Genomic DNA, 23709 nt, shown 5'->3' with positions numbered 1-23709 from the left:
GAATGACGCTATGAGTTCACTTAAAGGACAGTCGCTGATCGGCCAGCATTGGATCGAAGGCACGCTTAAGGAGATTCGTGCCATCAACCCTGCGACGGGTGAAATGCTGGATCCTCTCTACAAGGGCTGCTGTGAGGCGGACGTGGAAAAGGCCAGCGAGCTGGCCGGTTCGGCCTTCGATAGCTACCGAGAAACCTCGCTTGAAGAGCGGGCGACATTTCTGGAGACTATTGCCAGCGAAATCGAAGCGCTAGGGGATGCGTTGATCGAGCGCGCCATGGCTGAAAGCGGCCTTCCACGCGCCCGCCTGGACGGCGAGCGCGGGCGCACTTGCGGCCAACTGCGTCTTTTCGCCGGCGTCGTTCGCTCGGGTGAGTGGATTGATGTGCGTATCGATCCTTCACTGCCGGATCGCCAGCCACTGCCCCGCGCTGATCTTCGTCAGCGGCATATCGCGGTAGGGCCCGTTGCGGTATTCGGAGCAAGCAACTTTCCGTTGGCTTTCAGCGTGGCGGGCGGCGATACCGCTTCGGCCCTAGCTGCCGGCTGTCCTGTGATCGTCAAGGCGCACTCCTCGCATCCCGGCACCTCGGAGCTTGTGGGGCAGGCCGTGCAGAAAGCAGTTTCCCTGTGCCAGCTTCCGGAAGGCGTCTTCTCCTTGCTGTTTGGATCGGGGCGGGAAGTTGGCCAGGCCTTGGTCGCAAATCCGAACATTCAGGCTGTGGGATTTACAGGATCACGGGCAGGAGGCATGGCGCTTTTGGCGACCGCTCAGACACGACCTCAGCCTATTCCCGTTTACGCCGAAATGAGCTCGATCAATCCAGTGTTCCTATTCCCCGCAGCGCTCAATGCGCGCGCCAAGACGCTGGGTAAAGGGTTTATTGGCTCGCTCAATATGGGGGCCGGTCAGTTTTGTACCAATCCGGGGCTGATCGTTGCGGTGAAAGGCGACGGCCTGGATGCGTTTATCGAAGCGGCAAGTGCCGCCGTGAACGGAAGCGCCGCTCAAACGATGCTGACGCCGGGTATCCATCAGGCCTACGAAGAAGGGGTGTCGCAACTTAGTGCCAATGCCCGGGAAATCGCGCGTGGTACGCCGGGCAAGGATGGCTATCAATGTCAGACGGCGCTCTATACCACTCCAGCGGCCGATTTTCTGCGCAGTGAAGCGCTACGGGAAGAGGTATTCGGCGCTACTTCCTTGATCATCGAATGCAGCAATGAGAGCGAGATGCAACGTGTCGCCAGGCAGCTCGAAGGGCAACTGACGGCTACCCTGCAGATGGATGAAGGTGACATTGAGGCTGCTCGTGCCCTGTTGCCCACACTCGAGCGAAAAGTCGGGCGCATTCTGGTAAACGGCTGGCCTACCGGGGTCGAGGTATGCCATGCGATGGTTCATGGCGGCCCGTTCCCGGCAACGTCGGATACGCGTACCACCTCGGTGGGTAGCGCGGCTATTCATCGCTTCTTGCGACCGGTGTGCTATCAGGATCTGCCCATGGCGCTGTTACCAGAGGTTCTAAAAGATGGCAATCCGTTGAAGGTAACCCGGCTGGTCGACGGCAAGCGAGAGTACGAACACGCGTAAGGCCTTCCGCGCTGCCAGGCGTTTTCGGAAATCGTCTTGGCAGCCGTAAAATAAGTCAATAAAATGTTGTCATGCCATCATGCTGTATGACACCTTATGAAGTAGCTATTTGGTTCACAATGTAAATAATAATGAGAAACCAGAATGCCTTACATAATCAGTTACCTGACAAAGATACAGTTCGGTGAGAACGCCGTTGACGAATTAGCCGACGAGCTTGATCTGCTCAAGGTAAAAAAGCCGCTTTTCGTGACCGACAAGGGCTTGAGCGCCACTGGCCTTATTTCCCGCGTCATTGCATCGGCAAAGCTTGACGATGACGCATGCATTTTTGATGAAACACCCTCTAACCCGACGGAAGCAGCGGTAGAGCAAGCGCTAACGTTCCTGCGTGAAAGTCAATGCGATGGCATCGTGGCCGTTGGCGGTGGTTCCAGCATTGATTTGGCTAAAGCGGTCGCTTTACTTTTTAACCATCCCGCGCCATTACGCCAGTACGCGGCGATTGAGGGTGGGGTCGCTAAGATCAATGCCGATGTGCTGGCACTTATTGCGGTACCCACCACCGCGGGGACGGGTAGTGAGGTGGGGCGCGCCTCACTCATTACCATGAAAGATAACCGGAAGTTGGGTTTTCTTTCGCCGTATCTGATCCCTTCTGTGGCTATCTGCGACCCACGTTTGACACTCGGTTTACCACCTTTTTTGACAGCCGCAACGGGTATGGATGCGATCGCTCACTGCGTGGAAACCTTTTTAAGTCCTAAAGTGAATCCCCCTGCTGAAGCGATTGCATTGGACGGCCTGAAGCGTGCGAGTGCCTATCTATTAGAGGCGGTTGAAAATGGCACTAATTTAACCGCTAGAAATGAAATGATGATGGCGGCTCTGGAAGGTGCCATGGCGTTTCAGAAAGGCTTGGGAGCGGTGCACTCGCTATCCCATGCGTTAGGTGGCCTGCATGAACTGAAACTTCACCACGGCACGCTTAATGCCGTGTTAATGCCGACGGTTCTAAGGTTTAACCAGCGTGATTGTGAGGAAAAATTTGCTCGCCTCAAAGACGCGATGGGGCTTTCACAGGATGACGATTTAGCCGAAGCATTTGCAAAGCTCAATATTAAGTTGGGAATGCCTTCCAGCCTGAGTGAAATGGGTGTGATGGAAGAGCATTTAGATGAATTGGCTCAGTGGGCGTTAGAGGATCACTCCACCGCTACCAATCCGCGAGCCCCCTCTAAGGAAGACTTTTTCAAAATGCTTAAGGAGGTTTTCTAAAAATTTGGGCTTATCAGCTTAATAGAAATAAAGAAAGTTTTTGGCAGGAAAGCAATAAAGGATGGAACCCCGCAGTTTCAAAAAACGATAATCAAATCCAGGCAGTTAACGACTAAAGGAAAGTGGATATGACAATTACAAACCATTCTCTCAAGACACTCCTTACTTCCAGCATAGCAGCAGCCGTTATGGTGGCCTCTGGCGCAGCCCTTGCGGATTATCCAGAACGCCCTATTACATTGATTGTGCCTTGGGCTGCGGGTGGGGGCACTGATGCGACAGCGCGAACCATCGCCCGCGCATTGGAAGAGCAGTTGGGTCAGAACGTCAACGTTATTAACCGCACCGGTGGCAGTGGCGTTGTTGGCCATACTGCCATGATCAATGCCAAACCAGATGGTTACACGCTTGGCCTGGCGACCGGCGAAGTGAATATGATGCATTGGCTGGGCCTAACCAATCTTACTTATGAAGATTTTACGCCGATTGCACAAGTCAACTATGACTTCCCCGGTATACAGGTTGCCGCAGACTCCCCTTATGAAAGCCTTGAAGAGCTGCTCGACGCTATACGGACCGAGCCTAAGGGCACCTTTACTGCCTCCGGTACTGGTCAAGGTGGTGTGTGGCATTTAGCCTTTGCGGGTTTTTTGATGGACCAGGATATTCCCGCCGACCAGGTTACCTGGATTCCTAGTGAAGGTGCGGCGCCAGCGATGGTCGAACTGGTATCCGGGGGGATTGATATCGTACCCAGCTCTGTGCCGGAAGGCCGTTCCATGATGGAATCTGGTCGCGTTAAAAGCTTTGCGGTCATGTCGCCTGAACGTATTCCCAGTTTTCCTGATATTCCTACCACCAATGAGCTAATTGACAGTGACTATCAAGTGGGTGAGTGGCGAGGTATCGCCGGTCCTAAAGGTATGGATCCTGAAATAGTGGCAACGCTTGAGTCAGCATTAGAAGCCGCTTACAACAGTGAAACCTATCAAGGGTTTATGGATCAGCAAGGCTTTGGTACCGAGTGGCGTAACGCGGAAGAGTTCGGGCAGCTGATGCAAGAGATGGATAGCGTCTTCGGTGAAATCGTTGAACAGGTTGGCTTAGCTAACTGAGGCACGACGTGGTTTTTATCTGCTCTTCAAAGGAGTCAACGTATGCAATTGCCCACTAATCCCTTTAAAAACATGCTGATCAAGCGCGAACCCATGTGGGGTTGCTGGGCGGGCTTTGCGACTGGATATGCCGCTGAAATAATTGCCAACACGGGGTTCGACTGGCTGCTAATTGATGGCGAGCATGCCCCGAATACGGTTCCCACTATTCTGGCCCAACTGCAGGCCGTGGCGCCTTACTCATCCGCACCCGTTGTGCGTAGCGTTAACCATGACCCCGCATTGATCAAGCAGTTACTGGATATCGGCACACAAACATTAATGGTGCCGATGGTGGAAAGTGCTGAGCAGGCGGCCGCGCTGGTGCGGGCGACGCGATACCCGCCGCATGGCATACGCGGTGTGGGCGGTGGGCTTGTGCGCGCAACCCGGTGGGATGGCGTGGACGACTACCTGAATAAGGCGCATGAGTCGCTTTGTCTGATTGTTCAGGTTGAGTCACCTAACGGTGTTGAGCAGGCAGAAGCCATTGCCGCCACCGACGGAGTGGATGCGGTATTTATTGGTCCGGCAGACCTTTCTGTGGGCATGGGGTACCCCGGCAATCCTGGCCACCCCGATGTTCAGAGTGCGATACAGAAAGTGATTAAAACGGTTCATGCGGCGGGCAAGCCGGTAGGGATTTTGGCGCCGTTAGAGGAGGATGCGCGCCGCTATCAGGCGTTAGGCTGCCAGTTTATTGCGGTAGGTATTGATATCAGCCTGCTTCGTCAGGGGGCGCTGGCAACGCTTGCCCGCTATAAAGAGCTGCCTTCTCAGCCGACAACCAGAACGTACTGATTCAGACGCCTTAAGCCGTCTTCATAATCATAAAATGTAAGCCAGCAACTACCAGAGGATATTTAAAATGATAATGACAAACCATTCTCTAAAAACACTTATTACGTCCAGTCTAGCGGCAGCCGTTATGGTGGCTTCTGGTTCAGCCCTGGCGGATTATCCAGAGCGTCCCATTACGCTGATTGTGCCTTGGGCCGCAGGCGGCGGTACTGATGCAACCGCGCGCACTATTGCCCGCGCCTTGGAAGAGGAGTTGGGTCAGAACGTCAACGTGGTTAACCGAACAGGGGGCAGTGGCGTTGTTGGACATACGGCCATGCTTAATGCCAAGCCGGATGGCTACACGCTTGGGCTGGCAACTGTTGAAGTGAATATCATGCATTGGCAGGGGCTAACCGACCTTACTTACGAAGATTTTACGCCCATTGCGCAAATTAATTATGACTCCCCCGGTATACAAGTAGCTACTGACTCTCCTTATGGAAGTCTCGAAGCGCTGGTTGAAGCAATGCGTAGTGAGCCTAAAGGTACTTTTAATGCTTCGGGTACCGGGCAAGGCGGTATCTGGCACTTGGCCTTTGCCGGTCTTTTGATGGACCAGGATATGCCCGCCGACCACGTTACCTGGATACCTAGTGAAGGGTCCGCTCCCGCAATGGTAGAGCTGGCATCTGGCGGTATTGATGTCGTATCAACCTCAGTACCCGAAGCACGCTCAATGATTGAAGCGGGCCGCGTTAAAAGTTTAGCGGTCATGGCGCCAGAGCGTTTACCGAATTTTCCAGATATTCCCACTGCTGGCGAGGTAATTGACAGTGACTATTACACAGGAGCGTGGCGAGGCATTGTCGGTCCCAAAGATATGGATCCTGAGGTCGTCGCAACCCTAGAGGAAGCCCTGGAAGCCGCTTATAACAGCGATACCTATCAAGGATTCATGGACAAACAAGGGTTTGGTACTGAGTGGCGTAATGCACAAGAGTTCGAACAACTCATGGAAGAGATGGACGGCATTCTCGGTGAAATTGTTGAACAAGTTGGCTTAGCTAACTAAGGAATGACAATGAGAGATGTTTTCGCCGGCATAGGATTTATGATTGCGGGGGTTGTGACAATCATCACAGCCCAGCAATTTCCTACGCTACCTAGCCTTCAGTATGGGCCTTCTCTTTTCCCCTCTCTTGTGGGAGGGGGATTTTGCATCGGCGGCGCTGTACTTACCTTAAATGCGCTATGGCAGAGAAGAAAAGTGGTCGCTCAAGAACTACATGAAGAGTCGACGCTGGCAGCTACCTCGCCGCCTGAAAAAATAAGCTGGGCAATGGTGTTGCCACCCGTAGCGATTGTCTTTTATATCCTGGCAAGCGATTACCTAGGGGCAATGCCCACCATTACGATCATTATGTTTTTGCTCATGTTATTGAGAAAAACAAAGCTTTATGTGGCACTGGCAACCTCGTTGGTTATGTCATCGGCGATTTATTTTATTTTCTCTCACTATTTGCTTATTCCATTACCGCAAGGGGTTTTATTAGGGGGTAGCCTGCCATGGACATCTTAATGAACGGGGTAGGGCTGGTTTTAAATTTTGAAACCATACTGGTGATTTTGGCAGCTTCATTATTTGGCATATTTGTGGGTGCAGTACCTGGCCTTACGGCAACAATGGCTGTCGCACTATTAGTCCCTTTAACCTTCTATATGGATACTATTCCTGCTATTGCAGCCATTGTAACTACATCGGCCATGGCAATATTTGCAGGGGATATTCCAGGGACATATCTGAATATTCCGGGCACACCTGCGTCAGCCGCGTATGTGGGCGAATCGCATGCCTTGGCCAAAAAAGGCAGGGCGCGGGAAGCGCTGGGTATTAATCTGGTATGTTCCGTTTTTGGCGGTATTTTCGGCACCATTATTTTAATTGTCGTTGCTCAGTCTCTCGCTGAGGTGGCGCTCAAGTTCAGTGCGTTCGAGTACTTTTGGCTTGCGGTGTTGGGGTTAAGCTGCTCAATTTTTATTTCTGTAGGCTCCAGAACAAAAGCATTTCTTTCACTGCTTTTTGGCATCCTGCTGTCAACGGTAGGGCTGGATATGATGAGTGGCGCTCCTCGCTTCACGTTTGGAGTGCCAGACCTTATGGCAGGCATTAATTTCATACCCGTTATGATTGGTATGTTTGCTCTCAATGAACTGATGGGTTATTACGGTTCAAAATCCGAGAAAAAAACCATCGGCATCGTTGATAACGATAGTGTCTTCCATAATGTACCTGGGCACATTAAGCGTTATTGGCGAAATATGGTGCGTGGTAGCTCAATTGGCACGTTGATTGGCGCATTACCCGGAGCGGGTGCAGATATCGCAGCCTGGATCTCATATGGTGTGGGAAAAGGCAGGTCAAAAGACAGTTCCAAATATGGTACCGGTAATATAGAGGGCATTGTCGATGCCAGCTCGGCCAATAATTCCGGTATCAGTGGTGCCTGGGTGCCCGCTCTGGTCTTCGGGATTCCGGGTGATTCCATTACCGCTATTGTGATTGGCGTTTTATATATGAAGGGGATGAATCCTGGGCCTACCATTTTTATGGATGGGAGCGGGTTAATCTACGCACTTTTCATCGTGTTCATATTAGCTAACTTGATGATGCTACCGATTGGCTATATGGCCATCAGGTTATCAAAGTTATTCATCCTCACGCCCAGCCGCGTATTGATGCCCATTATCTTGTGCTTTTGTATTGTGGGTGCTTTCGCTATCAATAATAGCGTTGTGGATATCTGGTTAATGCTGATTGTTGGCCTGGTGGCCTATCTGCTAGCCGTCAATGACTTCCCTATGGCGCCAGCCATACTCGGTTTAGTGCTGGGTTCGGTTGTTGAAAACAACTTTATGAGCGCCATGTTGCGAACCGGCGGCGACCTAACCAGCTTCTTTGCAAGGCCCATCAGCGCAGGGCTAGGCATTGCGGTCATCTTGCTGTGGTGCTCCCCCTTGTTGATTAAAGCCTATCGCTATCAGAAGCGTAAATCCGAAAGGGCATCAGCATGATCTGCATTAATAAACTACCTGTTAGCTTGCTGAAAAGCGCCTCATAGAGCGCCCGTTAACGCCGCCAGCGTGCTTGTAGAAAGTCGTTGGTGGCGTGCTTCAATAGGCTGAGTCTTATGTATGGCGGGCCACGATACTCAGATGTACTCCGTCGCTCGCCTAATCACCTGCTGCCCGCTATATGTTCGATAGACGTAACTCCGTGATGTAAGGGCATTAATTTATCCTTCATATGCAGACAACTTTAGTCTCACCTGAAAATTTTCGCCCCCTTCGATTACGCCCATAAAATAGGCTTTATGGCGGTGTTGATAACTAAAATTATATCGACAATTGGGGTTTTGTGTATTTGTTGGTTATTGATTGGCTGCTTATAGTGCGTTTGCTTTGATAAGTGCGATAACTCGCAGCACTAATAACGACAAACCTTAGGAAAACGCCATGCAAGAAACCACTCAAGCAATGGGAGCTTCCACTCTTGCCCTGATGCTGATTGCAGCTTCCGCCATCCTTGTTTTGCTGGTATTGATTATCAGGATACGTCTTCATCCCTTTTTTGCACTGGTGATCGTGAGTATTGGCACTGCGCTGGCGACCGGTATCACCGGAGAAGATTTGGTTCCGACGCTCTTAGGTGGTTTTGGTAACACCTTAGGCAATGTTGCGCTATTGATTGGCTTTGGTGCAGTACTGGGACGAATCGTTGCCGTTTCAGGGGGCGCCCAAGTATTATCCGACACCTTGATTCGCTTATTCGGGCATAGCCGAGCGCCCTTGGGTTTATCAATTGCGTGTTTGCTATTTGGCTTCCCTGTCTTTCTTGATGCGGCATTCGTCGTCATGCTGCCGGTCATTTATTCCGTGGCACGAGAGCTTAAAGCATCGCTATTGCTTTACGGCTTACCGGCGGCAGGTGCCTTTCTTGTCATGCATGCGCTGGTACCGCCACACCCAGGGCCGGTAGCCGCGGCGGTTTTTCTTCAAGTTGATATTGGGAAAGTGCTTTTTATTGCGCTGCTTGTCGGTTTACCTACCTGGTATTTGATGGGCTACCGTCTATCGCTTGTGCTCGCTAACCGCATGCCGTTTCAACCCGTCCCCAGCCTGATGGGGGAGAGTAATGAAGAAATGCCTGTCGATAAACGCCCGGCATTTCGTACCGTGCTTTTAGTATTGTTATTGCCGCTCGTACTTATCTTTCTCAATACCGGCCTTACAACGCTGTCTGAAGGTGGCGTCGTTGATGCTGAAAACCCGGTCTTGCAAGGCTTGATACTGATTGGTGAAACACCGATTGCCATGTTGATCAGTACATGTGTCGCTATGTGGCTATTAGTGATTCGCTCGCCGGCGCGCAAGGCCATTGGTTCTATTAATGAAACCGTTGAAAAAGCCCTTTCGCCGGTGTGCAGCATTATTCTCATTACCGGTGCTGGGGGAATGTTTGGTGGTGTACTAACCGCTAGCGGTATCGGTGATGCGTTAGCTGCGAGTCTTCAGAACTATGGCTTGCCTATTATTCTGGCGGGTTACGTCATCGCTTCGGTCATCCGTATTGCGCAAGGCTCTGCGACCGTCGCGGGAACCACGGCTGCGGGAATTATGGCCCCTGTCGTGTTAGCAGACCCCTCTCTTTCAGGATTAGCGACAGCCTGTATTGCGGTGGCAATCGTTGCGGGCGCAATCGGCTATTCCCATGTCAACGACTCAGGTTTCTGGTTAGTAGGGCGTTTTCTAGGTGTCGATACTAAAACAATGCTTAAAACCTGGACGGTGATTTCGATTGGCATATCACTGATGGCCTTCGGCTTATCCTGGCTGGTGTTTACTCTGATTTAACTGATCAGCTGATTGGGTGCGTATGTTTTCAATACAACTAAAAAGTACTTAGTGACTGATAACGATTGTTTAAGGAGAGATCATGAGCGACTCATCTAAAGAAAATAAATCTTATCTACGTTCAGCCGAATGGTTTGGCACCGCCGACAAAAATGGCTTTATGTACCGCAGCTGGATGAAGAACCAGGGCATTCCCGACCATGAATTTCAGGGCAAGCCGATTATCGGCATCTGTAATACCTGGTCGGAATTAACCCCCTGCAATGCTCACTTTCGTAAGCTTGCGGAGCACGTCAAGCAGGGCGTGCTGGAAGCCGGTGGCTACCCAGTGGAGTTTCCGGTGTTCTCCAGTGGTGAGTCCAACCTGCGCCCGACCGCGATGTTTACCCGTAATCTCGCCAGCATGGATGTCGAGGAAGCCATTCGCGGCAACCCGATTGATGCGGTGGTGCTGCTGGTCGGCTGCGATAAAACCACCCCGGCGCTACTGATGGGCGCGGCGAGCTGCGATATCCCCACCATTGTGGTCACCGGCGGACCGATGCTGAACGGCAAGCATAAGGGCAAGGATATCGGCTCGGGCACCGTGGTCTGGAAACTCTCCGAGCAGGTCAAGGCTGGCGAAATCTCGCTGCATGACTTTATGGCTGCCGAGGCGGGCATGTCACGCTCTGCCGGAACCTGTAACACCATGGGCACCGCCTCCACCATGGCCTGCATGGCCGAGTCGTTAGGCACTTCGCTACCCCATAACGCCGCAATCCCGGCGGTGGATTCGCGCCGCTACGTGCTTGCCCATCTGTCGGGCAACCGGATCGTCGAGATGGTCAATGAAGATCTCAATCTCTCCAAAATTCTTACTAAAGAAGCCTTTGATAACGCCATCCGCACTAACGCCGCGATTGGTGGTTCGACCAACGCAGTGATTCACCTCAAGGCCATCGCCGGGCGTATCGGGGTCGATCTCCAACTGGACGACTGGAGCCGGGTAGGGCGGGGTACCCCCACGGTGGTCGACCTTCAGCCGTCGGGACGCTTTCTGATGGAGGAGTTCTACTACGCGGGCGGTCTGCCCGCCGTGCTCAAACGCCTAGGTGAGGCGGATCGCTTGCCCTTCAAGGATGCATTAACCGTTAACGGCAAAACCTTGTGGGAAAACGTTAAAGATGCTCCGCTGTATAACGACGAGGTAATCCGCCCGCTGGATAACCCACTCACCGCAGACGGCGGTATCTGCGTGCTGCGCGGCAACTTGGCACCCAACGGCGCCGTATTAAAGCCCTCCGCGGCGACCGCCGAACTCATGCAGCACCGTGGCCGTGCGGTAGTGTTTGAAGACTTCGACGATTACAAGGCACGCATCAACGACCCTGATCTGGACGTTGAAGCCAACGACATTCTGGTCATGAAACACTGCGGCCCGCGGGGTTATCACGGTATGGCCGAAGTCGGCAATATGGGCCTGCCGCCCAAGATCCTCGCCCAGGGCGTGACCGATATGGTGCGCATCTCTGATGCCCGGATGAGCGGCACCGCTTATGGCACCGTGGTACTGCACGTGGCCCCGGAAGCGGCAGCGGGTGGCCCACTGGCCGCAGTGCGCAACGGCGACTGGATCGAACTCGACTGCGCCAGCGGGCGACTCAACCTGGAGGTGAGTGACGAGGAAATTGCCGCCCGTTTGACCGAGTTCGATGCCACGGCAGCCTCGACACTTATCGCTAGTCAAGGCGGCTACCGCCAGCTGTATATCGAGCATGTGCTACAAGCGGACGAGGGCTGCGACTTTGACTTTCTGGTGGGCTGTCGGGGTTCTGAAGTACCACGTCATTCTCACTAAGCCCTCGCTACGTCTACTGAAGAGGATCTTCCTGTTGAGCATTCTGGGCGATTATTTCGCGCAGGGTGCTCATTAATACCGCAGCACCCGGCGAGAGTCGCTGGTGGCGCAAGCTGACCAAGCCGTAGGGCTGAACACGCAGCGCTTCGACGAAGGGTAGCAGCTGAAAGCGCTGAGGCGCGCAAAGCAGGTCCGCCGTTTCGCGGGTGGTCACCGTGATGGTATCGGATTTGTCGACCAGGGCTAAAGACACAAGCACATCCGCGGTGTCGACGACCTGGCTGGGCGGTGCTACCTGATGATGTAAAAACAGGCTATCTACCCGTTGACGCATCAGCGCGCCGGGTGGCTGTAAGGACCACGGGTAGATGGCCATATCGGCGAGGCTCAACGGGGTTTTCCCCGCTAGCGGGTGCCCCTCACGGCACACAAAGCACAGCTCTTCCTCGCCAATTTCTTCAAAGACAAAACGCTCTACATCCACGCCTGACGGAATGCGCGTAATAGCAAAATCCAGCTCACCTTCAAGCAAACGCGGCACCAGCGCCTTACTGACATCGACATCCACACTGATTTTAAGCCCCGGCCGGTCTCTGTGTACTCGCTCGATAGCGCTGGTAAGTAACGTAACGGCGGGCGCCATAACCGTTCCCACTGCCACGGTGCCCATATTGCCGTCGCGTAAGGCGGTTAACTCCTCTCCGGTATGGCGCAACGCTGAAAGCACGCTATGCGCGTGGCGAATCATTACCTCTCCATACCAATTAGGTGTTAAGCCACGTGGATGGCGCTCGAACAGACGAACCCCCAAGTTCGTCTCCAGGTCACTGAGCAGTTTTGAGGCGGCAGGCTGGCTCATCTTTAGCTGGGCGGCAGCACGGTGCAGGTTGCGCTGCTCATCAAGCGCTAAAAATAGCTGAAAATGACGCAACTTTAGTCGTGCGTGAAGAAACCAGTTCTCGTCAAGGACACCCATGAAATAAGCCTTCTAATGTTTCTGATAGCCATAAAGATATCGAATTTGATGCATTTGCATATTGGTTGGTTATGGTAAAGCTGTCTACTGTAGGGCGTGTAATAGCGGCAATCATGTCGCGTTAATAACAACAATAAACATAATAGGAGAAATGTTATGCCTATCATGCATCCCCAAATACGTCGCGCTGGCTCAATGCTGCTGCTGAGTGCAGGCACCGCTGCACTATTGATAAACGTGGCCCAGGCGCAAACTGATAAGGAATCCATGGCAAATAGTGAAGCAGAGCACGGCGTTGGCAAATCCGTGTTTGGTCAACTGCCTGATGGCCGTCAAGTAGACGTTTATCAACTCACTAACGCCAACGGCATTGAACTGCGGGTGGCCAGCTATGGCGGTACGATCCTTTCGCTAAAGACCCCTGACCTGGAAGGCAATGTCGCCGATATCGTGCTGGGATTCGATTCGTTGGACGAGTATTTATCCGATGAGTATCGCAAGGCTAACCCTTACTTCGGCGCCATTATCGGGCGCTACGGTAACCGCATTGCCGAAGGGCAGTTCACGCTTGAGGGTGAAACCTACACGCTTGCCACCAATGATGGCGATAACCATCTGCACGGCGGTCAACAGGGTTTTGATAGGGTGCTTTGGGAAGCCGAGCCATTTAAGAATGACGAAGGTACAGGGCTTGTGCTGCGCTATATCAGCGAAGATGGCGAAGAGGGTTACCCCGGCCGGTTGGAAACACAAGTGACCTATACGCTGACCGATGACGATAGCTTGATTGTCGATTACAAGGCAGAAACTGACAAGGCAACGCCCATCAACCTCACCCAGCATAGCTATTTCAACCTCAAGGGTGAGGGCAACGACTCCATTCTTGATCATCAGCTTATGCTCAACGCTGATGCCTTTACCCCGGTCAGTGAGACCCTGATTCCGACGGGCGAGCTGCAACCGGTTGAAGGCACACCGTTTGATTTTACTCAGGCTACACCCATCGGCGAGCGCATTGAGCAGGACAACGAACAGCTCTCCTTCGGCGGCGGTTACGACCATAATTTTGTGCTTAACCGCGATGACGCTGAGCGCGGTGATCTGGTAATGGCGGCCAAAGTGTGGGAGCCACAAAGCGGGCGGATGCTGGAAATCGAAACCACCGAGCCCGGTATTCAGTTCTATTCAGGTAACTTTTTGACCGGCGACCTGACCGGTAAAAGCGGCCAAGCCTATCCGCAGCGCTCAGGCTTCGCGCTGGAAACCCAGCATTTCCCCGATTCACCCAATCAGGATGCTTTCCCCAGCACGATTTTAGAACCGGGCGAGACTTACCAGTCACGCACGGTCTTTCGCTTTTCTGCCCAGGACGATATGGACACCTAACCCATTCGCCTTGTCAGCAGCCGACACTAATTTTAATTACATTAACAATCATTAGAACGTCAGGAGCACAACAATGGGCATGGTAACCACGTTTACGCGTTTGGCGCTGGGTAGCGCGATCATGTTGGCCTCGCTGGGTTCTGTGCAGGCACAGGACGACGTGAAAATTGGCTTTATCGTCAAGAAACCAGAGCAGGCCTGGTTCATTAACGAACAGCAAGCAGCCACCGACGCTGGTGAAGAACTTGGTTTTCAGGTCGTGCGCTTAGGCGGTGAGGATGGCCAGGAAGTACTCAGCGCGATTGATAACCTCTACGCCCAGGGCGCGCAGGGGTTTGTCATTTGTCCGCCCGATGTGCGCTTGGGGCCTGCGATTATGAACCGTGCCGAGCAGTACGGCATGAAAGTGGTCACCGTGGATGATCAGTTTGTAACCTCCAGCGGTGAGCCGATGGAAGGCGTGCCGCATCTGGGGATGTCAGGTACCAAAATTGGCCAACAGGTAGGCGAGGCGATTGCCGCTGAAATGGAAGCGCGTGGCTGGGACCCGCAAGACGTTGGCGCGCTGCGTATTACCAATAACGAGCTGCCGACGGCCGTAGAGCGGACGGACGGTGCGACCCAGGCACTGCTTGCGTCGGGCTTCCCGGAAGAAAATATATTCGACGCACCTCAACAAAGCACCGATACCAGCGGCGCTTTTTCGGCAGCATCACCGGTGCTTTCCCAGCGCGGCGGATACGAGCACTGGGTCATTTACGCGCTTAATGAAGAGAGCGTACTCGGTGGTGTCAGGGCGACCGAACAGTACGGTCTGGCGGCGGAAGATGTGATTGGGGTAGGAATCAACGGCTCAGGCGCGGCGTTTGCCGAGTTTTCCCGTAATAACCCTACCGGCTTTCACGGTACCGTCGCGGTCAGCTCCACTATGCACGGCCGCCAAACCGCTGAAGACCTCTACCGCTGGATTAGCGAAGGCGAGGAGCCGCAGGCCAATACCGAAACGACCGGTACGTTAATGACGCGTGATAACTGGGAAGAAGTGCGCGCCGATCTTGGCCTGTAACGGCTTCCTGTCACGGGCTACTGGTGGAGTGCTTGAGTATGTCTGATCCATATCTTCGCTTTGATGGCATCAGTGTAGTGTTTCCTGGCGTACGCGCGTTGGATGGCGTGAGCTTTTCTGCCCGGACCGGCCAGGTGCATGCGCTGATGGGGGAGAACGGCGCGGGGAAGTCGACACTGCTTAAAGTGCTTAGCGGAGTGAATCGCGTTGCGGAAGGCGCGCTCTGGATTGATGGTCAGCGCCATGTGTTCGGTAACGCCCGTGAGGCGTTGCGTGAGGGGATCGCGATCATCTATCAGGAGCTCACCCTCTCGCCCAATATGTCGGTGGCTGAAAACCTGCTGCTGGGCCAGCTGCCTACGCGGCAGGGGTTCGTGAACCGGCGTCAGCTGCGCGAAAGAGCGCTGGCGATTCTCGCCGACCTTGGCGAGGGCGGCATTCATCCCTCGACCAAAGTGCGCGAGCTCTCCATTGGCCAACAGCAGATGATCGAGATTGGCCGTGCGCTGCTGCGCGATGCGCGCGTGATTGCTTTTGATGAACCCACCAGCAGCCTTTCCATACAGGAAATCCGTCAGCTTAAACGTATCGTCAAACGGCTACGCGACGAGGGGCGGGTGGTGCTGTATGTGACCCATCGCATGGAAGAGGTGTTCGAGATGTGCGATGCGGTCACCATCTTCCGCGACGGCCAGCATATTCGTACCCATGAGGATATGTCGAAGCTTACCCATGACCTGTTGGTTAGTGAGATGGTCGGTCGTGATATTGACGATGTGTACGGCTATCGCCCCCGTGAGCATGGCGATGTGGTGTTGGCAGTTGAGGATATTCAGGGGCGCGGCCTTAACGCACCGGTGAGTTTTTCCGTCAAACGCGGTGAAGTGTTCGGGTTGTTTGGTTTGGTGGGCGCAGGCCGCAGTGAGCTATTGCGGCTGGTATGCGGCGTGGAGGCTCCCAAGGCAGGTAGCGTGACATTTCAGGGTGAATCGCGACGTTTTAAAAGTCCGGCGGAGGCCATCCGTGCGGGCATTGCCATGTGCCCGGAGGATCGTAAATCACAAGGCATCTTTCCGGTAGCCAGTGTGGCCGACAACCTCAATATCAGCTGCCGGCGGTTTTTTAAGCGCTGGGGAATTTTCCGCCATCCCGGCCGCGAGCGGCGCAATGCTGAGTCGTATATCCAGCAGCTTAGCGTTAAAACTCCCAGCCACCGTACTCCGATAGGCAAACTCTCGGGGGGCAACCAGCAGAAGGTTATTTTAGCCCGCTGGCTTGCTGAGGAGATCGATCTGTTCGTGATGGACGAACCAACGCGGGGAATTGATGTGGGCGCGCGGCGGGATATTTACGCGCTGCTCTACGATCTGGCCGAGCAGGGCAAAAGCGTGGTGGTGATCTCCAGCGATCTGGCCGAAGTGAGCTCCATCTGTGACCGGATCGCGGTAATGCGCGACGGTGAGCTGGTGGATGTGGTGCCCAAAGAGTCAGCCACTCCCGAACGCCTGCTAGGGCTGGCGCTGCCAGCCTAAGCGCGATTCTTTATCGAACAAGTTCAGGACAACCGTGATGACAACGAATAAATTAACCCAAGAGGGTGCTGAACCGACCCGCCCAGCCGGGCGCAAGGGGCTTATAAAGCCACTGCGCACACTGTTGGATACCTCAGGCCTGATCGCCGTTTTTTTTCTGCTGTTTATCGCGCTAGCCGTATTTATTCCCGACTTCCTCACCGGGCGCAACATGGTGGGGCTGCTGCTTTCGATCACCCTGATAGGCAGCCTAGCGACCACCATGATGCTGGTATTGGCGCTGGGCGAGGTGGATCTATCGGTGGCCTCGATCGTGGCCTTTGCAGGGGTAGTCGCGGCGGTAGTGACCTCCAGCACCGGTAGCGTTTTTATCGGCGTAATGGGCGGCGTGGTTGCCGGGGGCGCAGTGGGTGCCTTCAATGGTTTTGTGATTGCCAAGTTCGGCATTAACTCACTGATTGCGACATTGGCCGCAATGGAATTTGTGCGTGGGCTTGCCTATATCACTTCAGGTGGCGATGCGGTGATGATCACCGTGCCGGGTTTCTTTGACCTGGGCAGCGCTTCATTTCTCGGTTTGACGCTGCCGGTGTGGACCATGCTGGCCTGCTTTGTGATCTTTGGTGTGGTGCTCAATATGACCGCCTTCGGGCGTAACGTATTAGCCACCGGCGGTAATTCAGAAGCCGCGTCGCTTGCCGGGGTTAATGTCCGTCGTCTCAAGATTATTGTCTTCGGTCTTCAAGGCGTGGTGGCTGGCGTGGTTGGGGTGCTGCTGGCCTCGCGCATGGGGTTGGGAGACCCCAACACCTCCATGGGGCTTGAGCTTGCGGTAATTTCGGCGTGTGTGCTGGGTGGGGTGGCGCTGTCGGGTGGCGTTGCCACCATCACCGGCGTGGTGGTCGGCGTGCTAATCATGGGCTGTGTGCAGAACGCCATGGGCCTACTTAACGTGCCGACCTTCTATCAATACCTGGTACGCGGGGCGATTCTGCTGCTGGCGGTGATGTTTGACTGCTGGAAACAGACCCGCCGTCAGCGAGCCTGATACTAAAAAACAGATTCTACCAACCAGATTCTACTTTTTGCTCCCCTATCTTCCTGGTTTGCACGGAGACTTTGCTATGTCTGATCGCCAGCGTCCATTACGCAGTGCCGAGTGGTTTGGCACCGCCGATAAAAACGGTTTTATGTACCGCAGTTGGATGAAAAACCAAGGCATCCCCGACCACGAGTTTCAGGGCAAGCCGATCATCGGCATCTGTAATACCTGGTCGGAGCTCACCCCCTGCAACGCCCACTTTCGCAAGCTGGCGGAGCATGTGAAGCAAGGGGTGTTAGAGGCCGGCGGCTACCCGGTCGAATTTCCGGTGTTCTCCAACGGCGAATCGAACCTGCGCCCCACCGCCATGTTTACTCGCAACCTGGCGAGCATGGATGTGGAAGAGGCGATTCGCGGTAACCCGATTGATGCAGTGGTACTGCTGGTCGGCTGTGACAAAACGACTCCGGCACTATTAATGGGCGCGGCGAGCTGTGATATCCCCACGATTGTGGTCACCGGCGGGCCGATGCTCAACGGCAAGCACAAGGGTAAAGATATTGGCTCGGGCACCGTGGTCTGGAAGCTCTCCGAGCAGGTCAAAGCCGGTGAAATTTCGCTGCACGACTTTATGGCCGCTGAAGCAGGCATGTCGCGCTCCGCGGGTACCTGTAACACCATGGGCACTGCCTCCACCATGGCCTGCATGGCCGAGTCATTAGGCACTTCGCTACCCCACAATGCCGCCATTCCAGCGGTGGATTCGCGCCGCTACGTGCTTGCCCACCTGTCGGGTAATCGGATTGTCGAGATGGTCAATGAAGACCTACGGCTTTCCAAAATTCTGACCAAAGAAGCCTTTGATAACGCCATCCGCACCAACGCCGCGATTGGCGGCTCGACCAACGCCGTGATTCACCTCAAGGCCATCGCCGGGCGGATCGGGGTCGATCTTCAGCTGGACGATTGGAGTCGAGTAGGACGCGGTACCCCTACGGTGGTCGACCTGCAGCCTTCAGGGCGCTTCTTGATGGAAGAGTTCTACTACGCGGGTGGCCTGCCCGCCGTGCTCAAACGCTTGGGCGAGGCGGATCGCTTGCCCTTTAAGGATGCGTTAACCGTCAACGGCAAAACCCTGTGGGAAAACGTCAAAGATGCCCCGCTGTATAACGATGAGGTAATCCGCCCGCTGGATAACCCACTCACCGCGGATGGCGGCATCTGCGTACTGCGCGGCAATCTGGCGCCGAACGGCGCGGTGCTCAAGCCCTCGGCGGCGACGGCCGAGCTGATGCAGCATCGTGGTCGTGCGGTGGTGTTTGAAGACTTCGACGATTACAAAGCACGCATTAACGATCCCGATCTAGAGGTTGAAGCCAATGATATTCTGGTCATGAAGCACTGTGGCCCTCGCGGGTATCACGGTATGGCCGAAGTCGGCAATATGGGCCTGCCGCCCAAGATACTCGCCCAGGGAATTACCGATATGGTGCGTATTTCCGATGCGCGGATGAGCGGCACCGCCTACGGCACCGTGGTATTACACGTGGCCCCGGAAGCCGCGGCGGGTGGCCCACTGGCCGCGGTACGCAACGGCGACTGGATCGAGCTCGACTGCGCCAGCGGGCGACTGCATCTGGATATTAGCGATGCTGAGCTAACTGCGCGCCTGGCCGAAAGCGACCCGACAGAGGCCTCGACGTTAATCGCCCGCCAGGGCGGCTATCGCCAGCTGTATATCGAGCATGTGCTGCAAGCGGACGAGGGCTGCGACTTTGATTTTCTGGTGGGCTGTCGAGGTTCGGAAGTACCGCGGCACTCGCACTGAGGCAGGCCGGCTGCGCGAATTCCAAAAGGCCACCCGGACGGTGACCTTTCGACGTTAGGTGGTCTTGTCTTCGCTGAGTCTGCAAATAGGAACTTGTGGGCAAAAGTATTAGAGCAGGCCACCTGGCCCATGGATGACATTCGCCAATACCTGGGCGGCTGCCCCGCGGGCAGCGATGAAAGTAGCGTCATCAATCACGCGTAAAGGGATCTGATGTGATGTACCCAGCAGGCGGTTCTGGTTGCTTTTGAAATAGGCCAGAGCAGGATTAAGAAAAGGTGTTCCCAACTGAATCAGCGATCCTCCAAGAACAATTTCAGAGGGGTTGTGGGCATGATGGATGTTGAGTAACAGAATGCCAAGTGCCTCACCCGCACGATGCAAGATACGCTGAACTTCCGCCTCATTGAGACGTGGCAGCAACGCCTCAATGAGATTTTCGTCGTCACCGATAGACAGTGCCGCCCGTATTGCCCAGCCGCTAACTAGCGTCTCGGCGCATCCACGGTTGCCACAGTGGCAATCGAGCCCGTCAGGCTGCAGCACCGTATGGCCGATTTCTCCCGCTAGGCCCTGAGCCCCGCGGGTAACGCTGAATTGACGGTGGTCTTCGACTAGGCCACTACCAATGCCGGTCCCTGCACTAACGTAAACCAATGAGTCAGGGATGTGGCCAGTGCGGAAGTAGAGTTCGCCGAAAGCCGCGGACTTGGCTTCGTTGTCGACTAACCATGTACCCTCTAGTTGGTGCAGGTGGGGCCTTAGTAAGTCAAGAAAGCGTACATCTTGCCAGCCCAGATTCGGTGCGAGTCGAAGTACAGGCTCGTCAGGAGCGATAGGGCCCGGTAATGCTATCCCGATACCCAGACAATGACGCCCAGCGACTTCAGGTAATGCCAACAAGGTATGCAGTAAACTGGCAAGTAACTTGGCAGTGATTTCGGGGGTTGTGGGAGCCAACGCTTCATGATGTGAGGCGAGTAGCTCGCCTGAAAGAGAGCAGGCTACCAGGCGAAGCCCATGTACTCCCACCTCAACGCCTAGCATGGCGTAGTGCTGGTCATTGAGGTGTAGAGCCCGCCCTGGACGGCCTCCGCTACTTTTTTGTAACTCGCCTTCACGTAGCCAGTTCAGCTCCAGGAGTGATTGCACGCCCGCCCCTACAGTCGCCTTGGTTAGCTGCGCTTGGGTGGCAATATCAGCCCGGGTTAAGCCTGGGAAACGGCGTACTAGCTCAAGAATGGCGCTGCGATTGAGCCGTTTGAGAAAAGGAAGATCGCCCGCTCTATGTTGCTGAACACTAGTTAACATAATAAAAAAGCCTTTGCTGCTTAGGACTGTGCAGCACAGTTATAGCGGCTCAGTGTTAACACAGCTTTTGCGAGTGACTGAACCCCTAGGTGGGCGTTTGTTGTTAATGGCGCCAATCCAGAGGCGATATTCCCGCGAAAACTTAGCGCCCACTTGTAGCTACAAGATCGTTGCTGATGGAATCCATGAATCCGAGCCGTACTCAGTATCCATCGCTTCACTTTAGCGGTTCCTCTTGAAGTATTAGCTTACCTTTTTTCCTCTATTTTTACCGCACCGATACCTGGACCAAGACCAAGGTCTCGTTGAAGTATGTGTATTTGCCATCCACTCTTCACTTAGTAAATAAGTTTTACTAAGTGGGAGTCGATATGAACCAGTCCTCAGCACGCTATACAAGCCTTGAACAACGTGTGGTTTTTATTACCGGGGGAGGAAGCGGCATTGGTGCCGCACTTACCCGTGCTTTTCATCACCAAGGAGCCAGGGTGGTTTTCGTCGATATTAACGATGGTGATAGCCGAGCATTGGTTGACAAATTGCAAGCCGAGACCGGACAGGCTCCGCTTTACCACCACTGCGATATACGTGACATAGCAAGCCTGCAACAGGTTATCGCGGAGACCGGCAAAAACGTCGGACCTATCCATACGCTGGTCAACAATGCCGCCAACGACGACCGTCACACGTGGGACGACGTGGATGTTGCCTACTGGGATGAGCGCATGTCGCTCAACCTGCGCCCGATGTTCTTTGCCGCCCAAGCCGCCGCTAAACAAATGATTGCGGCTGGCGGAGGGTCGATCATTAATTTTGGTTCGGTGAGCGTGCAGATGGCGCTGGGTGGGTTACCTGCTTACGTCACTGCTAAAGCGGCGGCGCACGGCCTGACGCGAAGTTTGGCGCGGGACCTCGGCAAACACAATATTCGTGTTAATACCCTAGTGCCCGGTTCGGTAATGACCGAACGGCAGCTTGAAAAGTGGATTGGCCCAGAGGACGAAGCTGCTATTCAGGAGCGTCAGTGTCTGAAGTTAAGGCTTGAGCCCCAGCATATTGCGCCCGCCGTACTGTTTTTAGCCAGCGCAGAAAGCCAGGCTATCACCGGCCAAGAATTAGCGGTGGATGCCGGGTGGGCTTGATAGCAATACATAAAACGGAAACTACGTCATTACACAACAAACACTGCTAGCAGCAGTTGCTGAAAAATAAACGCTCAATAAAAAATCCAAGGAGCTGACGTCATGACACAACAAAAAACACTAAGCCGTTCATCCTATATTCTGTTGATATGCTGTATTGCCGCCATCGGCGGTTTTCTTTTCGGTTTCGATAGCGGCGTTATCAACGGCACTGTCGATGGTCTACGTACCTCTTTTAATTCTGATAGCGCAGGCACGGGATTTAATGTGGCTTCCATGTTGCTCGGCTGTGCGATTGGCGCTTTTTTCGCTGGTCGCTTGGCGGATCGCTTTGGGCGCCGCACGCTGCTGATTGTAGCGGCTGTGTTTTTCCTGATCAGTGCCTGGGGGTCGGGTGTTGCAGATAGCTCCATGGAATTTGTGTTATATCGCATTCTTGGCGGGCTTGCCGTAGGCGCCGCTAGCGTAATGACGCCAGCCTATATTAGTGAAGTGGCGCCATCGGCCTATCGGGGGCGCTTGGCGACTATCCAACAGGTAGCGATCATTTCAGGCCTCTTCATGGCATTTCTGAGTAACTATGTTCTGGCCTATGTAGCAGGCTCGGCAACCTCTGAGCTGTGGTTTGGCTTCGCGACATGGCGCTGGATGTTTTGGATTGAGCTGATTCCGGCTACCGTGTTTCTGGTGGCGCTGTTATTCATTCCAGAGAGTCCGCGTTATTTAATCAGCACTGGTAGCCAGAGCGAAGCTCGCCGTGTGCTGGGCTTAGTCATGCCTGAACGCGATGTAAGTACTAAAATCGATGAAATTAACGCCACCCTAAATCAAGATCATAAGCCACGCTTGAGTGATGTCATCAACCGCACTACTGGAAAAGTCCATGGTGTCGTCTGGGTAGGGATTGGCTTAGCGGTTTTCCAACAACTGGTCGGTATTAACGTGGTGTTCTATTACGGCGCAGTGCTATGGCAGTCAGTGGGTTTCTCCGAGGGTGACGCACTGCTGATCAACGTCATTTCAGGCGCTGTGAGTATTGGGGCTTGTCTGTTAGCCATTGCTTTAATCGATAAAATTGGCCGCAAGCCACTGCTCTTGGGTGGCTCTATAGGGATGGCGGGCACACTTGCATGTCTATCCTATGCGTTCTCTACCGCCTCCATGGTGGATGGCAGCCTGCGTTTATCGGATGACATGGGCGTATTTGCGCTACTTTCTGCCAACCTCTACGTGCTGTTTTTCAATGCTTCCTGGGGGCCCGTTATGTGGGTCATGCTGGGTGAGATGTTCCCCAATCAAATGCGCGGTTCAGGGCTGGCGATTGCAGGGCTGTTCCAATGGCTGGCTAACTTCGGCATTACCATGACATTCCCTATTATGCTTGCCTCCATTGGGCTGTTCGGCGCTTACGGCTTTTACGCGATCAGTGCAGTTGCCTCCGTATTCTTCGTCATCTATCTGGTCAAAGAGACACGCGGTAAAGAGCTCGAAGAGATGGCCTACGAGTAGGCGGTAGATCGTTGAAGGAATAAATAGAAGCGCAGAGCAACGACAAACGCTTTAGCAGGTGAATATTAACGCTGGATAACCTACGTCTGGACGCCATCTTAAAAGATGGCGTCCAGCCTATTTTAGTTGTATGAAAAAAGCAGGTGGTATCGCGCAGTGTAGAGAGGGCCTGCTAGGAGCCCTAGGCTGCCCACTTTGCTCGACCAAACGGGGCCCATGTGCCAGAGATAAACAGTTAATTATTAAGTATAATTAAAAATATAAGAAGTTGGCACGCTCTGTTTATCTTTAAGTTTTTGACTTTAAATGCGTTTATTCTTTCATCAATATACTTGGTATGGCGAGTGCAATACCTAA

General features: G+C 53.9%; 18 protein-coding genes. 16 read left to right on the top strand and 2 right to left on the bottom strand.

Annotation, left to right across the window (positions count from 1 at the left end; translation table 11 throughout):
• Positions 1-10: 10 nt before the first annotated feature.
• The 9 genes from ACT3XD_RS10885 (at position 11) to ACT3XD_RS10845 (ending at position 11560) form a co-directional block, all read left to right on the top strand.
• On the top strand, positions 11-1594 hold the full coding sequence (locus ACT3XD_RS10885) for an aldehyde dehydrogenase (NADP(+)) (RefSeq protein ID WP_444280570.1): 1584 nt from the start codon (positions 11-13) through the stop codon (positions 1592-1594).
• Between the two features lie 144 nt (positions 1595-1738).
• Positions 1739-2872: an iron-containing alcohol dehydrogenase gene (locus tag ACT3XD_RS10880; protein ID WP_444280569.1), complete on the top strand. Its 1134-nt coding sequence runs from the start codon at positions 1739-1741 to the stop codon at positions 2870-2872.
• Positions 2873-3000: 128 nt separating this feature from the next.
• A complete protein-coding gene (locus ACT3XD_RS10875; protein WP_444280568.1) occupies positions 3001-3987 on the top strand; it encodes a tripartite tricarboxylate transporter substrate binding protein in 987 nt (328 codons plus the stop codon).
• Positions 3988-4029: 42 nt separating this feature from the next.
• The gene (locus ACT3XD_RS10870; protein WP_444280567.1) at positions 4030-4827 is read left to right on the top strand and encodes an HpcH/HpaI aldolase family protein; all 798 of its coding nucleotides are present in this window, start codon (positions 4030-4032) and stop codon (positions 4825-4827) included.
• 73 nt (positions 4828-4900) lie between these two features.
• Positions 4901-5881, top strand: a complete 981-nt coding sequence (locus ACT3XD_RS10865) for a tripartite tricarboxylate transporter substrate binding protein (RefSeq protein WP_444280566.1) — start codon at positions 4901-4903, stop codon at positions 5879-5881.
• Positions 5882-5890: 9 nt separating this feature from the next.
• A complete protein-coding gene (locus ACT3XD_RS10860) occupies positions 5891-6388 on the top strand; it encodes a tripartite tricarboxylate transporter TctB family protein (protein ID WP_444280565.1) in 498 nt (165 codons plus the stop codon).
• Positions 6376-7881, top strand: a complete 1506-nt coding sequence (locus ACT3XD_RS10855) for a tripartite tricarboxylate transporter permease (RefSeq protein ID WP_444280564.1) — start codon at positions 6376-6378, stop codon at positions 7879-7881. Before ACT3XD_RS10860 ends, ACT3XD_RS10855 begins: the two co-directional genes overlap by 13 nt.
• Positions 7882-8322: 441 nt before the next feature.
• The gene (locus ACT3XD_RS10850; protein WP_444280563.1) at positions 8323-9720 is read left to right on the top strand and encodes a GntP family permease; all 1398 of its coding nucleotides are present in this window, start codon (positions 8323-8325) and stop codon (positions 9718-9720) included.
• Positions 9721-9802: 82 nt separating this feature from the next.
• A complete protein-coding gene (locus ACT3XD_RS10845; RefSeq protein WP_444280562.1) occupies positions 9803-11560 on the top strand; it encodes an IlvD/Edd family dehydratase in 1758 nt (585 codons plus the stop codon).
• 13 nt (positions 11561-11573) lie between these two features.
• Here the strand turns inward: ACT3XD_RS10845 and ACT3XD_RS10840 are convergent, their stop codons facing one another.
• A complete protein-coding gene (locus tag ACT3XD_RS10840) occupies positions 11574-12536 on the bottom strand; it encodes a LysR substrate-binding domain-containing protein (RefSeq protein WP_444280561.1) in 963 nt (320 codons plus the stop codon).
• A gap of 156 nt (positions 12537-12692) precedes the next feature.
• On the opposite strand from ACT3XD_RS10840, the gene ACT3XD_RS10835 reads away from it, so the two are divergent.
• From ACT3XD_RS10835 to ACT3XD_RS10815, 5 genes are all read left to right on the top strand, one after another.
• The gene (locus ACT3XD_RS10835; protein WP_444280560.1) at positions 12693-13922 is read left to right on the top strand and encodes an aldose epimerase family protein; all 1230 of its coding nucleotides are present in this window, start codon (positions 12693-12695) and stop codon (positions 13920-13922) included.
• Between the two features lie 73 nt (positions 13923-13995).
• Positions 13996-14988 carry an arabinose ABC transporter substrate-binding protein gene (locus ACT3XD_RS10830; RefSeq protein ID WP_225736160.1) on the top strand — a complete coding sequence of 331 codons (993 nt, stop codon included), beginning with the start codon at positions 13996-13998 and terminating at the stop codon, positions 14986-14988.
• Positions 14989-15026: 38 nt separating this feature from the next.
• Positions 15027-16520, top strand: coding sequence for an L-arabinose ABC transporter ATP-binding protein AraG (gene araG / locus ACT3XD_RS10825; RefSeq protein ID WP_192538170.1), 1494 nt, complete (start codon positions 15027-15029; stop codon positions 16518-16520).
• Between the two features lie 37 nt (positions 16521-16557).
• The gene (gene araH / locus ACT3XD_RS10820) at positions 16558-17568 is read left to right on the top strand and encodes an L-arabinose ABC transporter permease AraH (RefSeq protein WP_192538171.1); all 1011 of its coding nucleotides are present in this window, start codon (positions 16558-16560) and stop codon (positions 17566-17568) included.
• 76 nt (positions 17569-17644) lie between these two features.
• A complete protein-coding gene (locus ACT3XD_RS10815; protein WP_192538172.1) occupies positions 17645-19390 on the top strand; it encodes an IlvD/Edd family dehydratase in 1746 nt (581 codons plus the stop codon).
• 108 nt (positions 19391-19498) lie between these two features.
• Here the strand turns inward: ACT3XD_RS10815 and ACT3XD_RS10810 are convergent, their stop codons facing one another.
• Positions 19499-20701 (bottom strand): ROK family protein, encoded by a 1203-nt coding sequence (locus tag ACT3XD_RS10810; protein WP_192538173.1) that lies wholly within the window; start codon positions 20699-20701, stop codon positions 19499-19501.
• A 371-nt stretch (positions 20702-21072) separates the two neighbouring features.
• Here ACT3XD_RS10810 and ACT3XD_RS10805 point away from each other — a divergent pair, with 371 nt between their 5' ends.
• Positions 21073-21843: an SDR family NAD(P)-dependent oxidoreductase gene (locus tag ACT3XD_RS10805; RefSeq protein WP_192538174.1), complete on the top strand. Its 771-nt coding sequence runs from the start codon at positions 21073-21075 to the stop codon at positions 21841-21843.
• A 102-nt stretch (positions 21844-21945) separates the two neighbouring features.
• Positions 21946-23352 carry a sugar porter family MFS transporter gene (locus ACT3XD_RS10800; protein ID WP_192538175.1) on the top strand — a complete coding sequence of 469 codons (1407 nt, stop codon included), beginning with the start codon at positions 21946-21948 and terminating at the stop codon, positions 23350-23352.
• Positions 23353-23709 lie beyond the last annotated feature (357 nt).

This window comes from Halomonas sp. AOP7-B1-5, assembly GCF_052353045.1.
GTDB classification, from domain to species: Bacteria; Pseudomonadota; Gammaproteobacteria; order Pseudomonadales; family Halomonadaceae; genus Vreelandella; species Vreelandella colorata.
This window is presented reverse-complemented; position numbering and strand designations above follow the sequence as displayed.